The sequence below is a fragment of the Aequorivita flava genome, assembly GCF_038742595.1.
Classification (GTDB): Bacteria; Bacteroidota; Bacteroidia; order Flavobacteriales; family Flavobacteriaceae; genus Aequorivita; species Aequorivita marisscotiae.
On the sequence record NZ_JBANCF010000001.1, the window covers coordinates 383095 to 398318 of the forward strand.

The following is a 15224-nucleotide window of genomic DNA, read 5'->3' on the forward strand; positions in this document are numbered from 1 at the left end:
AATTTTAGGATGTTTTAAATTATGCGTTTTAACAGTCGCTAATGTTTACTTGCACTGCCAGTCCGCCCTCGCTGGTTTCTTTATATTTTGAAGTCATATCCTTAGCTGTTTCCCACATCGTGGCGATTACTTTGTCCAGCGGTACTTTTGCTTTCGCAGGATCGCTGTCCAGTGCCATTTCACAAGCATTTATAGCTTTTATTGCGCCCATTGCATTGCGTTCAATACAAGGTATTTGCACCAAACCTGCAATTGGGTCGCAGGTAAGCCCAAGGTGATGCTCCATTGCAATTTCGCTAGCCATTAAACATTGGTCCGGTGTGCCGCCCATCAACTCGCAGAGTGCGCCAGCTGCCATAGATGACGAAACGCCAATTTCTGCTTGACAACCGCCCATAGCTGCAGAAATTGTAGCTCCTTTTTTAAAAATACTTCCTATTTCGCCGGCAGTGAGTAAAAATTTTCGAACGTCTTCAAAATTGGCATCGTGGTTTTCTATCACCATATAATACAGCATTACTGCGGGAATTACGCCGGCACTACCATTGGTGGGAGCAGTTACTACGCGGCCAAGAGAAGCATTAACTTCGTTAACCGCTAAAGCAAAGCACGAAACCCATTTTAATATTTGGCGAAAATGAACTTTTGTATTTCTAATGGCAGCAATCCATTCGTCTGCGCCGTTGTAAGTATGTTCCCCAATTAGATTTTTGTTCATGTCAAAAGCGCGTCGGGTAACGTTTAACCCACCGGGCAAAATACCTTCGGTATGGGTGCCAACATACATGGAATCTAGCATTACGTCCCATATTTTTTTCAGACCTTCGTTTATTTCGGTTTCACTTCGGAGCGATTTTTCGTTTTCGAGTACTATTTCGGAAATGCTTTTATTCTCGGCTTTGCAATACGCTGCAAGCTCAGCTCCGTTTTGAATTGGAAATGGAAATTTTGCAAACTTATCTTGCTTAAGCTTTTTGTTCTTTCTTTCTTCTTTTACGGTAAATCCGCCACCGATGGAATAAAAGGACGAAGATTTTTTTGAGCCGTTTTGTAAAGTTGCCGTAAACGTCATTCCGTTAGGGTGAAACTCAAGAAATTTTCGATTAAAGATGATATTTTCCTTCGGAATAAAGGGTACGTTCAACTCATTGTTTAGCTTCAGTTTATTTTCTGAAGTAATAAAATCGATTTCCTTTTCAATATTTTCAATGGGAAATGTTACGGGGTCAAAACCGGTTAACCCCAACATTACCGCAATATCTGTAGCATGGCCTTTTCCTGTTAATGATAAAGAGCCGTACAGATCTACTTTTATTCCGCGTACCTCGGCAAACTGTTTTCTTTCTTTTAGCTCCTCTATCCATCGCAATGCCGCGCGCCACGGTCCTAATGTATGCGAACTCGAAGGCCCAACGCCAATTGATAACATATCAAAAACACTAATGCTTTCCATAAAATACTTTTAAAAACAAAGATAGCATCTTATTTAATACCGAATTGGGAATTCTGTATTGTGTTATGTTTTTACTTTATTTATTTAAACTTGAATACTTCTGAATTAAAAACTACTGTTTTACAGTGGAATATGTGCCGTTTTACATATTAGAGTCGTCTATTGGGCAATAAGGGCGGTGGTGCTCCCGTAAACGGATTCCAACGCCCAATGCTTTTAGCTTCCATTCCCGCAGCACGCATTACGGCACGGTCGCCATAACGGTCTCGCATCTTGTCCATGGCGTGATAGAGGTTGATTATTTTTTCGTTATCGTCAAACAAATCTATTTGAAATCCGCCTTCTACCAAATGGCTAAACCGTACTCCAACCATTCGTACCAAAAGCCTACGTTGGTATAGTTTTTTAAAAAGCTCCATAACAACCGGAATAATTTTATGGTCTGCCGAGCTATACGGTATTTTTTGCTGCATAGTATAAGTCTGAAAGTCTGAATATCGAATTTTAAATGTTACGCAAGCGGTGAGTTTATTGCCACGTCTTAATTGAAAAACCAAATTTTCTGCCATTGCAATTATAATTCCTTCAAGTTTTTTTACGTCGGTGGTATCGCGGTCAAAACTTCGTTCGGTAGAAATAGATTTGCGTTCGGTGTATTGCTGTACGGGCGTATTGTCTATTCCGTTCGCTTTTTGCCAAATAGTCTGCCCATTTTTCCCAAAAACTTTCGCCATCATTTCCACCGGCATTTCCTGTATGGTTTTTATTTGTTTTATGCCGAGATCGCATAAAGCGCGGTAGGTAACTTCGCCCACCATGGGTATTTTATTGACTGATAGAGGCGAAAGAAACGGTTTCTCGGTTCCTTTTGCAATATGAATCTGATTGTTCGGTTTTGCTTCGCCCGTAGCTATTTTTGATACCGTTTTATTGATAGAAAGGCCAAAAGAAATAGGCAGTCCAGTTTCTTTTATAATGCGCTGCCGTAATTCTGAAGCTAATTTTTCGCAACCAAAAAATTTATCCATTCCCGTTAAATCAATGTAAAATTCATCTACGGAAGCTTTTTCGTAAAGCGGTACACTTTCTTTTATAACATCGGTTACGTTTTCTGAAAATTTGCTGTAGGTGCCAGCATCACCACGAACCACAATTGCTTCGGGGCATAATTGTCTGGCTAATTTCATTGGCATTGCGGAATGAATTCCGAAAGCACGGGCCTCATAACTACACGAAGCCACTACGCCACGATCGCTTGTGCCGCCAATTAACACAGGTTTTCCAATTAGTTTGTTGTCCAACAAGCGTTCACAGGACACGAAAAAGGTGTCCAAATCCATATGTACTATATTTCTTTTGTCGTTCATATTCATTCCCGTCCTTCTACTCACGCTCAGGATAAACTACGGGGGAATCTTTTAATTATTATTGGTTTTTTAGCGTCTTTGCGTCTTTGCGAGAAAAATTGCATGCAAATTCGCCAAGCCGCAAAGGTTTTTATGGTCAAAAAGTCTTATGTCTATTCTCTAAAGTAGTGCGCCTATTATTCGTAACGATTCCCCCTTCGGGGGCTAGGGGGCTATACCTCGGATCCTGAATTATCCCCATTCGCTCCATTTTAAAAACTTCAATATTTATACAATCAAACTCTTCAGTTACTTTTCCGGTAATGCTGTAAACTCCTTTTCCGCGAAAGCGATATTGATTGTTTACCGGCGGAAAATGTACCGTGTCTATAAAATCGCCATCACGATCTATAAAGTTTCCAAAATACATGTAATCGCCTCTGGAGGTTCTGGTTCTTTTGGTGGTTATTAAATATCCTTCAATGGTGATTGTTTTTCCTATAAATTGCGAAAGTTGCGCTGCCCGTAATTTATTTTCCGAAGCATTTATAAGCAAATCAAAAGGGCTACACAGCGGAAAACCCAACAATTCCATTTCATCAAAAGCGTCTTCCAGCGCGGTGTGGGGAAGGGAAGGGGTTTTGTATTCAATCTTTTTCGGCCTAAAAAGTGTGTAAGTGTTTTCTTCAAAACTCACTTTGTTGATTTTCATATACGCTTCCCAAAGCAGTTCGCGTTTGTTTTTTTCCGTAAAACGAAAAGCGTTTATTTTTATAAGAATTGTTAGTTGTTCCGTTCCGATGGAAACGCGTTCCAAAAAATTGTCTAAACTTTCAAAAGCGCCATTTTTGTCGCGTTCAACAATTATTTTCTCAATGAGTTTAGATTCTAAGGATTGTAAAAAACCAAATCCAATATAAATGTCTTTTCCGTCAATAATAGTTTCACCATAACTGCGATTGATGCAGGGTTGCAGAATATTTCCGCCGTGCATTCGCGCTTCGTGTACATACAGTTCTATACTGTAAAAACCGCCGCCATTGTTAAGGGTAGCCACCATATATTCCAACGGATAGTAAGCTTTCAGAAAAAGACTTTGGTAGCTTTCTACCGCATACGAGGCAGAATGTCCTTTTGCAAAGGCATAACCAGCAAAACTTTCAATTTGCCGCCAAACGTCTGCTGTAAATTTTTCATCTCTTCCCGCATCTTTACAATTATTAAAAAATTGATCTTTCACTTTTTGAAACTCTTCCCGCGATCTAAATTTGCCGCTCATGCCTCTTCGCAACATATCTGCTTCGCCTAAATCTAGACCGCCAAAATGATGCGCTACTTTTATTACATCTTCCTGATAGACCATTACGCCGTACGTTTCGGGCATAATATTTAGTAAAACGGGATGCGCTTCTTTTCTTTTTTCGGGAAAACGGTAGCGCAAAATATATTCGCGCATCATGCCGCTTTTTGCCACGCCCGGCCGTATTACCGAACTTGCCGCCACCAAACCTAAATAATCATCTACTTGCAGCTTGCGAAGCAACATACGCATGGCGGGCGATTCCACATAAAAACAGCCAATTGCCTGCGCGTTACGCAACAGGGTTTTTATTTTTTCGTCTTTCTTAAAACGTTTTATATCGTGAATGTCTAAAGGCGTTATTTTGGGGTGGTTGTATGTAACAATTTCAACGGCTTCTTTTATTTTTCCCAATCCACGCTGACTTAAAATATCGAACTTATAAAGCCCTATGTCTTCTGCAATTACCATGTCAAATTGTGTAGTAGCATAGCCTTTAGGCGGCATAAAAGTAGCAGTGTAATGATGAATTGGTTTTTCGGAAATTAAAATACCTCCTGCATGAATACCTAAATAATTTGGAAATCCTTGTATATATTGACTGTACATAATTACCAATTGCGACAATTTATCCAAGGTTTTAATATTGTAGTTTTGGGTGGAAAGTTTATCTATTTCTTCTTTTGGCAGGCCAAAAACTTTTCCCAATTCGCGAACGGAAGCTTTAAATTTAAAAGTGTTATAAACAGCTATAAGAGCTGTGTTTTTAAATTTTTTAAAAATAAAATCTGTAATATCGTCGCGGTCTTTCCAAGAAAAATCAATATCGAAATCGGGCGGATTTTTTCGGTAAAGATTTATAAAACGTTCAAAATACAGATCTAACTCTACCGGATCTACATCTGTAATTCGCAACAAATAAGCAATAATACTGTTGGCGCCACTGCCACGACCCACGTAAAAATATCCTTTGCTGCGCGCGTATTTTAAAATCTTCCAATTAATTAAAAAGTACGAGACAAAACCTTTTTCTTTTATAATGCCCAATTCTTTTTCTATCCGCACCATCACCCGTTGACCCGGGCGTTTGTAGCGGTAATGTATGCCTGCATACGCCAATTTTTTTAGCAATCGGAAATCCAAATCTTCATTCGTAGTGTACGATTTTTGATTGCAAGTGGTTTCTTTTGAAAAATTAAAAGAAATATGGCAACGTTCTAAAAGTTGCTCGGTGTTTTTAATTAGTTGCGGAAACTCTTCAAAATATTTTTTTAGTTTTTCTTCCGAAATAAACACATCGTTCTCGCTGCTCTGTTCCGAAGTTGGCAATTTGCTAAGCAACATATTATTATCTATGGCACGAAGCAATCTATGTGTATTGAAACCTTTTTTATTTTTGAAGGTAACGGTTTGTAATACCACCAATTTGTGCTGTTTGTTTTTCCAAGGCGAAAATTTTAACCGGTTTATATCTTCAATCTTTACACCGAGAAATTCATTTTCCGAAAGCGTTTCGCCTTTAAAAGAAGCAAAGGGATAAACAACAAATGTATTGGGCATTTGTTTGGCTTTGGCTGGAATTTCAGCACTTTTAGTTCCTTCGGCTTGATGGAGAAATTCAGATAAATATTGGTTTATATTTTGAAAACCAACATTGTTTTCCGCTAAAATTATAAATTGTTGTTTGGCGCCATTTCTAAAATCTACGCCCAAGATTGGTTTTACATTATACTCGGAAGCAATGCGGACAAACTCCAAACAAGCCGAAGTAGAATTTACATCTGTAAGAACCATGCACGTAGCGCTATTTTCCTGTCCCAAACACAGTAAATCGCTTATTTTCAGAGTTCCGAAACGCAGGCTGTAGTAAGTGTGGCAATTTAAAAACATGTGTATTGGATTTATTCCAAAATTATGGAATATTTCCATTAATTAAGTAAAAATTACGAAGAAAATATTTTTTTTACTCGTAGTAGTTGCAATGTGCTTTTAGACTTTGCGTTGCGACTTTTTTTAAAAATAGAAAGTTAAAAAGATGCTGCTTTTTTTGAAATTCGGTAAAAAATGAATGAAGCCACAAACCCTACCGCCGAAAAAATTGCCAACATCCAAAAAACTGTTTGATGTCCTTCTTTTCCCGGCGATGCATCTAAAAAATATCCAATTGCTGGGCCGGCAAAAATTTCGGGAGTATAGCCCATAAAGGATATTATTCCCACCGCCGTTCCTGTTAATGCCAACGGAATATTGCCCTCTTCCATAACAGCAAAATAAAGAACGCGAGCGGCGTACACCCCAACAGCGGTGATTATTATTGAAAGAAAAAATAAGATATCTGTGCCTTCATTTACAATTCCGGAGGAAAAAAGTATTGCTCCAAAAATAGAAAGTATAAAGCCAACACATAAGTAGATAGATGCGCGGGAACGATCTGCAAGAAAACCGATAACAACCCCAACAACGGGGCGAATAAATAATAAGAATGTTCCTGTTTTGGCGGCATCAACTTCATTATACAACATTACATCATTGGCATAAAGTGAAAATATATCGGTTATTTTATAACCTACGTAAGCGCATATTATAATTATCATTAGCAGCCAAACTGCGGGAAGTTTTAAAACTGTTTTTATATTTTTAAAAGTTATTTTATCCAGAGTAGTAGTTTCAGCCTCTTCGTCAACTTTTAGGAAAAAGAATACAATTATTCCTATTAAGGCCACAAGTGCCGAGGAAACATAAATAACATAATGAAAGGCTTTTATTTGTTCCTTTGAAGTTATCTGAATATCTGAAACGAAAAGGGAGAACACAAACACTCCTAGCAACCCAAAGAGCGCTCCTACTAATCCGCGGCCACCGTCTAAAAAGCCAAAAGCTTTTCCTTGGTTTTCGCTACCGCCCCATACCCGAGTAGCCTTTATCATTGCTGACCAAAAAAGAAAGATAGTTGTAAACCCCCAGAAGCCGTAGAGAATCGTTAATGTTTTAAGAGAAGGAGAGTTTGCGTACACCAATCCGCCCAATGCTGTAAGTAATAAAGCTGTGCCCATCAATTTACGGGGCGGGAATCTGTCTGCCAAAGGACCACCAAATAAATAGGAGAAAACGGCTACAATTCCATAAACCGAGAAGCAAAGCCCCAGTTCGGTATTATTAATTTGAAAAACTTCGAGTACCGTTGCCCGAAAGACACGCGCCAATACAAAAGGAAGAATAAAAACAGATTCCCCGGCCAAAATTAGTAACGTAATATAAAGAACGTGTTGACGAGAAATATTTTTCAATGAAGTTATTGTTTGTAAAATGATAGCTTTAGTAAAAGTACAGATTTTAAAAAACTGTTACTGCCGTAAAAACTGTTTACTACTTAATAATATTGGCTGTAAATAGAAGTTAAAAAGAAACCTTGTTAAAAACGAAAGTTCCATTTCCGTCAATAACTTCATAAACGCCAAACGGAACATCTTGGCTTACAATTAAAAAACTACCGTCGTCTTCCAATTGGTTGCGATACGTTGGCTCCTGGGCGAGATATGAAAATAAAATTCGGAAGAGGTTTACGTTTGTTTTTAAGTCAGTGTCAAATTCGGGGACTTCGTTGTTGGGCCACCGTATGGCGAGGGTGGCGGCAAAAATAGAGTTTACAAGGGTAGCGTTTTTTACTTTTCTTTTGAGCTCCCCAGTGTAATTAAAGCCCACATAACCTCCGTGATCTGCAACAATTACAACCAATGCCGAAGGATCGTTTTCGGTGATTAAAGTAATCATCTGGCGTAACCAAACATTTGCTTTTTCGAGATTATCAATGTAATTTTCTCTTTCTATTTCTTTGCCTTCAGAACCGCTTTTGGATACCGGAATATGTCCGGGCAGTATTTTTTCTACAAAATAAAAGTTTGTTTGGTCTTTGTTCGCTACAATGGCTTTTTCCATTTCGGCAACAACATTTACATTCATATCAAACCCGCGCGATAAAAAGGAGAGGTTGTTATAAGCAATGGAGCTGTAATCGTACCCCAATTTTGGTCTGTTAACAATAAGGTATGGCGATTCTATTAACAATGAAGTTTTATATCCATTTTCGTTAAAGATTGAAAGGGTAGCATTGTTGCCAGCAATACTTTTCCGCAAGCCAAATGCTTCTTTTGAACTAGGTTTTGGATTTTTATAATAGTGATGTTTCATTGCAAACATTGAACTATTGGAAGTAACCGTATTGGAATAATTGCTGCGAAAATTTGGATAAATCTTGAAATTATTTTCACTTAAAAAATTTTCAAAAGCACTATTATCTATAGCGTACGGCGGCTTTTTAAGCATATTGGCATTGGCATAGCCATCAGGTTGAATAATATATACGTTTGGTTTTTTCTTAAACTTGGCTTCCAAAATAGTATCCGGAAGTTGTTTCCATTGAGTAGAAAAGTTTAAATTATTAATTATATAAAAACCCAATTGAAATGCCACAATCAGAGCTAACAGATATTGCAGAAAAATAATTTTCTTTAATTGTTTTTTAAGTAAAAGAGCCAGTAGGAACACCAACACTATAACCAGAAGAATAATTTTTTTCTTTGGCCCCAAGATGCTGAAAGTAAGCAAAGACGCAAACCCAACTAAATTTGATAGGGTTAATAACAGTATATAATTTTTGGCTACAAAAGGTATTTTTTTGGAAGCTATTTTTATGCAAATATTAATTGCTACCGGCACTAATAAAAAAAACGCCACAAAAAAGTATAACTGGCCCAAAGAATCCACCAAAGTGAAATTGGAATAATAATTATAAATAAAAGGATAAAGCCCCGTTGCCAGGCCAACCACCACGGGATTCGTGCTTCTAAAGCGTTTTTTCATTTTGTATTATTAATGGGGAAGTAAAGCTACTAATAAAATTCTTGAAGTTGAATTCTGACATCCTGTCATAATCATTCTGCTGGCACAATCATTGACTTATAGAACTCGAAAATACGAATACACACAATAAATTATAAACAACAAACAATAATATTATGAGTAAAATAATTGGAATAGACTTAGGTACAACCAACTCCTGCGTTGCCGTAATGGAAGGTAGCGAGCCAGTAGTTATTCCGAATGCTGAAGGAAAAAGAACTACACCTTCTGTAATTGCATTTGTGGAAGGCGGCGAAATTAAAGTTGGTGACCCTGCAAAGCGTCAAGCTGTTACCAACCCTACAAAAACCATTAGCTCTATTAAGCGGTTTATGGGAAACAAATATTCTGAATCTAAAGTTGAAACAGAATATTCATCGTATAAAGTGGTAAAAGGAGATAACGATACCGCCCGTGTAGATATTGACGGTCGTTTATATACGCCACAAGAATTAAGCGCTATGATTCTGCAGAAAATGAAGAAAACTGCAGAAGACTATTTAGGGCAAGACGTTACCCGTGCGGTAATTACCGTTCCTGCGTACTTTAATGACAGTCAGCGCCACGCAACCAAAGAAGCAGGCGAAATTGCTGGCCTAAAAGTAGAGCGAATTATAAACGAACCAACTGCTGCGGCACTTGCTTACGGACTTGATAAAAAAGGAACCGACCAAAAAGTTGTAGTTTTTGACTTTGGTGGAGGTACCCACGACGTTAGTATCCTAGAATTGGGCGACGGGGTTTTTGAAGTACTCGCTACAGATGGCGATACCCACTTAGGTGGTGATGATGTAGACCAGAAAATCATTAACTGGTTGGCAGATGAGTTTAAGGCCGAAGAAGATTTTGATCTTCGCAATGACCCAATGGCACTGCAACGTTTAAAAGAAGCTGCCGAAAAAGCAAAAATTGAACTTTCTTCTGCAGCCCAAACCGAAATTAACTTGCCATACGTTACTGCTACTGCTAGCGGCCCAAAACACTTAGTTAAAACATTAACACGTGCAAAGTTTGAGCAGTTAATAGACGATTTGGTAAAAAGAACAATGAAGCCTTGTGAAACAGCAATGAAAGCTGCTGGCTTAACTAAAAGCGATATTGACGAAGTAATACTTGTAGGAGGTTCTACCCGTATTCCCGCGGTGCAGGAAGCTGTTGAAAAATTCTTTGGAAAAAAACCCCACAAAGGAGTAAACCCGGATGAAGTAGTGGCCATAGGAGCTGCAATTCAAGGTGGAGTTTTAACTGGAGATGTAAAAGACGTGCTGCTTTTAGATGTAACGCCACTTTCTCTTGGAATTGAAACTATGGGAGGAGTTATGACTAAATTAATTGAAGCCAATACAACAATTCCTACCAAGAAAAGTCAGATATTCTCTACTGCGGCAGACAATCAGCCAAGTGTTGAAATTCACGTACTGCAAGGTGAGCGTCCGATGGCAAACGACAACAAAACAATTGGTCGTTTTCACTTAGACGGAATTCCACCCGCACAACGAGGTACGCCACAAATTGAAGTAACTTTTGATATTGATGCCAATGGTATCATTAAAGTAAGTGCTACAGATAAGGCTACCAACAAATCGCAAGACATCCGTATTGAAGCTTCTTCTGGATTAACCGAAGAAGAAATCAAAAAGATGAAAGCAGATGCAGAAGCAAATGCCGAAAGCGACAAAGCTGCGAAAGAAAAAGTAGACAAACTAAATGAAGCTGATGGAATGATCTTCCAAACTGAGAAACAACTTTCGGAATTTGGCGACAAATTATCTGATGATAAAAAGAAGCCAATTGAAGAAGCATTGGAAGAATTGAAAAAAGCTTACGAATCTAAAGATGTTGCAACTATTCAACCTGCTTTAGATAAAATAAACGAAGCTTGGAAAACTGCTTCAGAAGAAATGTACAAAGCCCAAGCAGAACAGCAAGGTGCCCCAACCGGTGATGCCGGAGAAGGAGCAGAGCAAGGTAATGCCGGCAACTCTGAAAACAGTGATGTTGAAGATGTAGATTTCGAAGAAGTTAAGTAGCCTTTACTGAGCGAAATTGAAGTATAGATTTTGAAGAAGTGAAATAAGTTTCTTTAAATAGTTAAATGCAAAAACCGCAATCTTAATTGGTTGCGGTTTTTTTTGTAATGTGTTGCTCCAACTAGCAAGCTAAAACAATTTGCTTATCTTTCTTCAAAATAATAATGTATGGATAATATCTCTACCATCATCCTTGCCGGGTCGCTTATAGTCATTATGTTAGGAATGGGGCTCACTTTACGAGGCTCAGATTTTAAAAGAATATTTCGCTATCCAAAAGCTATTTTTATTGGGTTAACCAATCAATTACTTCTGTTGCCAATCATTGGTTTTGGTGTTACGTTGCTTTTCCCAATGCAGCCCGAAATTGCAATCGGCGTCATGATTTTGGCAGCTTGTCCGGGTGGACCTACTTCAAATTTAATTTCGCATTTGGCAAAAGCAGATTTAGCTCTTTCGGTCACGTTGACGGCTTTTAGTAGTTTAATTACTATTTTAACGATTCCGTTTATAGTGAATTTTGCCTTGGAATATTACATGGGTGTTGGGCAAGTGGTAGAACTAAATGTACTTTCAACGATTATCCAGATTTTTGTGATTGTTGTTATTCCTATTGCTACTGGAATGCTGGTGCGCAAGTATCGCCCACATTTTGCCGATAAAATGGCAAAGCCAGTGCGTATAGCTTCAGGCGCAGTACTGGGGTTAATTATTGTTGGCTTGGTAATTAAAGAAAGAACCAATTTTGTTTCCTATTTTGAGCAAGCAGGAGTTGCTGCCTTGGTATTGAATGTCATAACGATGGTTTTAGGGTATTTTTCAGCAAAACTGTTTGGGTTAAGTAAAGAAGCAGCACGTTCAATCTCTATTGAATCGGGAATTCAAAATGGTACATTGGCTATTACAATTGCAGTAGTATTGCTCCATAATGCTTCCTTTGCAATTGTACCAGCAGTATATAGTTTATTAATGTTTTTAACAGGAGGTGTAATAATTTATCTTTTTAATAGAAAAGCAACGTAGGTTTTTTTTCAATAGTTTAAAAAGAGAAACTTGCCATTAAATTTAAAAGCAATTTAATTTAAAATAAGCACACTAGTATTCACTAATAACCCTTTTAAAATAGAAATAAAAAAAGCGACCAGTGAAGGTCGCTTTTCGGAAGTGAGGGAATTTGAGGTATTGAGTTAATCTGCATTTTCATCCCTCTCCACGGCTATAATAGCTTCAGAAGATTTTGTTTGGAATGGTGAGTTCATTAAATTTAATTTTGAACCGGTGTTGGATAGCACTATAATTGAAAAATCGTTTGGATTGGTAAATTCGTTTTCTGCTACAACCAATTCTTTTAAAAACGGGCAATTTGCCAAGCCTTTAGGTAAGGGGCCAGTTAAGCCGTTGTCAAACACGTTAAAAACTTCTATTTGCTTAAGGTTCGTTACACTTTCTGGTACCGTTCCTGTTAATTGATTACTACTTAAATGTAATTGCTTTAATTTTGAAAGTTGGCCAATAGATTCTGGAATTCTTCCGCTAAGCGACGTAGCATTCAGCGCCAAAACTTCTAAATTACTAAGATTTCCTAACTCATCAGGAAGCGTGCCTTCAATTGGATTAAAGGATAATTCAAGCGTTTTTAAGTTTTGAAGTTGTCCAATTGAAGAAGGAAGCGTACCGTTTAAATTATTAAAAATTAAATCTATAGCAGTAATTGTATTGTTTTCTATTGTTACTCCATGCCAAGTAGATACTGGAGCATTAAGATTCCATTTCGTATTCCACTTTTGTCCGTTGGTAGCTGTATATAGATCTAAAAGAACAGATTTTTCTTGTTTGCTTATTTCGGCCATTGCAACAGATGCAACAAATAAACAAATACAGGTTAGTAGTGTAGGTTTCATAAGTAGCTGATTTAAAAATTAAGGCATTGTAAAATAACGCGAATTGAAGTTTAAATACAAATTTATTCGACGAAATGCACAAATTTTTTAAATCATTTCTGAAATTTTTAGTAAAAAGGGCTTGTTTACTTCATGGGTACCGTTAAATACTTCAATCTTTAAACGATCTTTAAAGAGATTAGTGCCTTTTAAATATTCCTCGGTTTTTCGCGCTTCGGTAATATATTCATCGTTGTTGCCGTATAAATATAATACCTGCGCATGTTCATTTAAGAAATTAAAATCCTTCGGTTGTAATTCGTTGGGAATACCTCCCGAATGCAATACCAAAACATTGCATTGTAGTTTTCGTCTGGCTACCCATCGTGTGGCGATAGACACGCCTTGAGAGTAACCTAAGACTATAAGATTGGGGATGGGGCCAGAAAGTTCCTTTTTAAATACTGCATCAACATAATTTAAAATATTCTCTGTTTCAGTAACGGTGTTTTCACGGGTTAGCCAAGAGGCGCCAATATGTTTAAAACGCTTATCCTGATAATATTTTGAAGGCGCTTGAGGCGCAATAATATAGTTTTCTTCGGCATTTAATTCAGAAAAATAGTTAATAAAATATTTGCTTAAGTAGCCCATCCCGTGAAAAACTATCCACACATTTTTAGTTTTGTCTGTTAACCTATTCAAAGTGTGGTAAGTATTGGTGCTGGTGTACGAAACCTCTTTTTGGATGCTCATTTTGTTTGTTTCAATTTTGTATTTTTACAAATGTAAACCAATACTATGAAGTACACTAACCAGGAAATTTTGGCTGCATGTAATAAGATGTGCCAAAACACCTTAATGGAAACCCTGAATATAGAATTTACCCAAATTGGCGATGATTTTTTAATTGCTAAAATGCCTGTAACTCCCAGAGTACATCAGCCCGACGGAGTTTTGCATGGCGGTGCTTCTGTTGCTCTCGCCGAAAGTGTGGGAAGTGCGGGCGCCTATTTTTTTCTAAATTCCGATGAAGTTACTATTCGCGGAATTGAAATTGCCGCCAATCATGTAAAAAGCATTCGTGATGGCTATGTTTATGCTCACGCCAGTATAATACATAAAGGCCGAACAACGCAACTATGGCAAATTAAAATAACCAATGAGGACGGGGCCCTTATTTCTCTCATTAAACTTACAACGATTGCTTTACCCAATAAAAAATAATGGACCTACAGCTATTTACCCAAAAAATTTCAGCACATTTTAAAAACGAATTACCGTTCGTGCTTTTTTCGCTGCCACAAGAAAATACAATTACTGCCTTGATACAGCAGTCTAGTGTGCTTTATAAATCTGACGAGTTTTCAGCAAACGGATTTATTTTCGCTCCGTTTAAATTTGAAGGTGAAGCATTTTTTATACCTGAAAGCGATTCGGAAAAAATTACTTGTGAATTTACCAAAACATCGTTTCAAATGGAGCCTGTGGCTATTGCTGAAAACGATGTAGAAAAGTACGAGTATATAGCATTAGTTGAAAAAATAATTGAACATATTAAAAAGCGGAAAGCAAAAAAAATTGTTGCTTCACGTTCCAAAGATCTAAACTTAGATCACTTTTCAATTGATACACTGTTAACTCGGTTATTTTCGGCATATCCTTCGGCTTTTTGCTATATCTGGTATCATCCAGAAACTGGCTTTTGGTGCGGTGCAACGCCGGAAACCTTGGTTCAAATTACAAACGATACTTTTAAAACGATGGCTTTGGCAGGAACCCAACCTTATACCGCTAACGAGGTAAGTTGGGGGCCAAAGGAACTTGATGAGCAACAATTGGTAACAGATGCCATAACTACCAATCTACAGCGCGTAACATCGCTTTTAAAAGTGTCTAATCCCTATACTTATCAGGCAGGGCCGTTACTGCATCTAAAAACCGATATTTCGGGCGTTTTGCGTAGTAGAAAAACAACGCTTACTAAAATTGCTGCTGCGGTTCATCCAACTCCTGCAGTCTGTGGTGTTCCTCAAAAATATGCCAAACAATTCATTATAGAAAATGAAGGGTACGATCGCACGTTTTATACCGGCTTTTTAGGTCCAATTCAGGAAAACGGAAATCGTGCAATGCTTATGGTAAATTTGCGATGCATGAAGATTGATAACAACACGGCACACATTTTTGTAGGTGGCGGCATTACTATAGGTTCCAAACCTATGGACGAATGGCAGGAAACACAAAATAAACTACAAACTATGCTACAAGTATTGTCACCAATGCTCTAATATTTTTGGCGTCTTCGTACCTTTG

Annotated in this window: 11 protein-coding genes; 4 read left to right on the forward strand and 7 right to left on the reverse strand. The window is 37.8% G+C overall.

Annotated features, from left to right (window positions below; translation table 11 throughout):
- Positions 1–28 precede the first annotated feature (28 nt).
- The 5 genes from VZD24_RS01880 to VZD24_RS01900 all read right to left on the reverse strand — a co-directional run bounded on the left by VZD24_RS01880 (position 29) and on the right by VZD24_RS01900 (position 8959).
- Positions 29–1453, reverse strand: a complete 1425-nt coding sequence (locus tag VZD24_RS01880; RefSeq protein WP_342686480.1) for an L-serine ammonia-lyase — start codon at positions 1451–1453, stop codon at positions 29–31.
- A 149-nt stretch (positions 1454–1602) separates the two neighbouring features.
- Entirely contained in the window at positions 1603–2820 is a 1218-nt protein-coding gene (gene dinB / locus VZD24_RS01885; protein WP_279447792.1) for a DNA polymerase IV, read from the reverse strand.
- 136 nt (positions 2821–2956) lie between these two features.
- Positions 2957–5989 carry a DNA polymerase III subunit alpha gene (locus VZD24_RS01890; RefSeq protein ID WP_342686479.1) on the reverse strand — a complete coding sequence of 1011 codons (3033 nt, stop codon included), beginning with the start codon at positions 5987–5989 and terminating at the stop codon, positions 2957–2959.
- 137 nt (positions 5990–6126) lie between these two features.
- Positions 6127–7386, reverse strand: a complete 1260-nt coding sequence (locus VZD24_RS01895; protein ID WP_342686478.1) for an MFS transporter — start codon at positions 7384–7386, stop codon at positions 6127–6129.
- Between the two features lie 109 nt (positions 7387–7495).
- Positions 7496–8959, reverse strand: a complete 1464-nt coding sequence (locus tag VZD24_RS01900; protein ID WP_342686477.1) for an alkaline phosphatase family protein — start codon at positions 8957–8959, stop codon at positions 7496–7498.
- A 155-nt stretch (positions 8960–9114) separates the two neighbouring features.
- On the opposite strand from VZD24_RS01900, the gene dnaK reads away from it, so the two are divergent.
- The gene (gene dnaK / locus VZD24_RS01905) at positions 9115–11028 is read left to right on the forward strand and encodes a molecular chaperone DnaK (protein ID WP_342686476.1); all 1914 of its coding nucleotides are present in this window, start codon (positions 9115–9117) and stop codon (positions 11026–11028) included.
- 168 nt (positions 11029–11196) lie between these two features.
- Positions 11197–12051 (forward strand): bile acid:sodium symporter family protein, encoded by an 855-nt coding sequence (locus VZD24_RS01910; RefSeq protein WP_342686475.1) that lies wholly within the window; start codon positions 11197–11199, stop codon positions 12049–12051.
- 164 nt (positions 12052–12215) lie between these two features.
- Here VZD24_RS01910 and VZD24_RS01915 read toward each other — a convergent pair whose 3' ends face one another.
- Complete coding sequence (locus VZD24_RS01915) at positions 12216–12929, reverse strand: leucine-rich repeat domain-containing protein (protein WP_342686474.1); 714 nt, start codon at positions 12927–12929, stop codon at positions 12216–12218.
- Between the two features lie 87 nt (positions 12930–13016).
- Positions 13017–13664, reverse strand: coding sequence for an alpha/beta hydrolase (locus VZD24_RS01920; RefSeq protein WP_279447799.1), 648 nt, complete (start codon positions 13662–13664; stop codon positions 13017–13019).
- Positions 13665–13709: 45 nt separating this feature from the next.
- Here VZD24_RS01920 and VZD24_RS01925 point away from each other — a divergent pair, with 45 nt between their 5' ends.
- Entirely contained in the window at positions 13710–14135 is a 426-nt protein-coding gene (locus VZD24_RS01925) for a PaaI family thioesterase (protein WP_279447800.1), read from the forward strand.
- Positions 14135–15199, forward strand: a complete 1065-nt coding sequence (locus tag VZD24_RS01930; protein ID WP_342686473.1) for an isochorismate synthase — start codon at positions 14135–14137, stop codon at positions 15197–15199. Before VZD24_RS01925 ends, VZD24_RS01930 begins: the two co-directional genes overlap by 1 nt.
- Positions 15200–15224: the final 25 nt, after the last annotated feature.

Excerpts from the sequence above, each read along its gene's own strand:
- VZD24_RS01880 (WP_342686480.1), bottom strand. The coding sequence starts at position 1,453 with ATGGAAAGCATTAGTGTTTTTGATATGTTATCAATTGGCGTTGGGCCT.
- dinB (WP_279447792.1), bottom strand. The coding sequence starts at position 2,820 with ATGAACGACAAAAGAAATATAGTACATATGGATTTGGACACCTTTTTC.
- VZD24_RS01890 (WP_342686479.1), bottom strand. The coding sequence starts at position 5,989 with ATGTTTTTAAATTGCCACACTTACTACAGCCTGCGTTTCGGAACTCTG.
- VZD24_RS01900 (WP_342686477.1), bottom strand. The coding sequence starts at position 8,959 with ATGAAAAAACGCTTTAGAAGCACGAATCCCGTGGTGGTTGGCCTGGCA.
- dnaK (WP_342686476.1), top strand. The coding sequence starts at position 9,115 with ATGAGTAAAATAATTGGAATAGACTTAGGTACAACCAACTCCTGCGTT.
- VZD24_RS01910 (WP_342686475.1), top strand. The coding sequence starts at position 11,197 with ATGGATAATATCTCTACCATCATCCTTGCCGGGTCGCTTATAGTCATT.
- VZD24_RS01915 (WP_342686474.1), bottom strand. The coding sequence starts at position 12,929 with ATGAAACCTACACTACTAACCTGTATTTGTTTATTTGTTGCATCTGTT.
- VZD24_RS01920 (WP_279447799.1), bottom strand. The coding sequence starts at position 13,664 with ATGAGCATCCAAAAAGAGGTTTCGTACACCAGCACCAATACTTACCAC.
- VZD24_RS01925 (WP_279447800.1), top strand. The coding sequence starts at position 13,710 with ATGAAGTACACTAACCAGGAAATTTTGGCTGCATGTAATAAGATGTGC.
- VZD24_RS01930 (WP_342686473.1), top strand. The coding sequence starts at position 14,135 with ATGGACCTACAGCTATTTACCCAAAAAATTTCAGCACATTTTAAAAAC.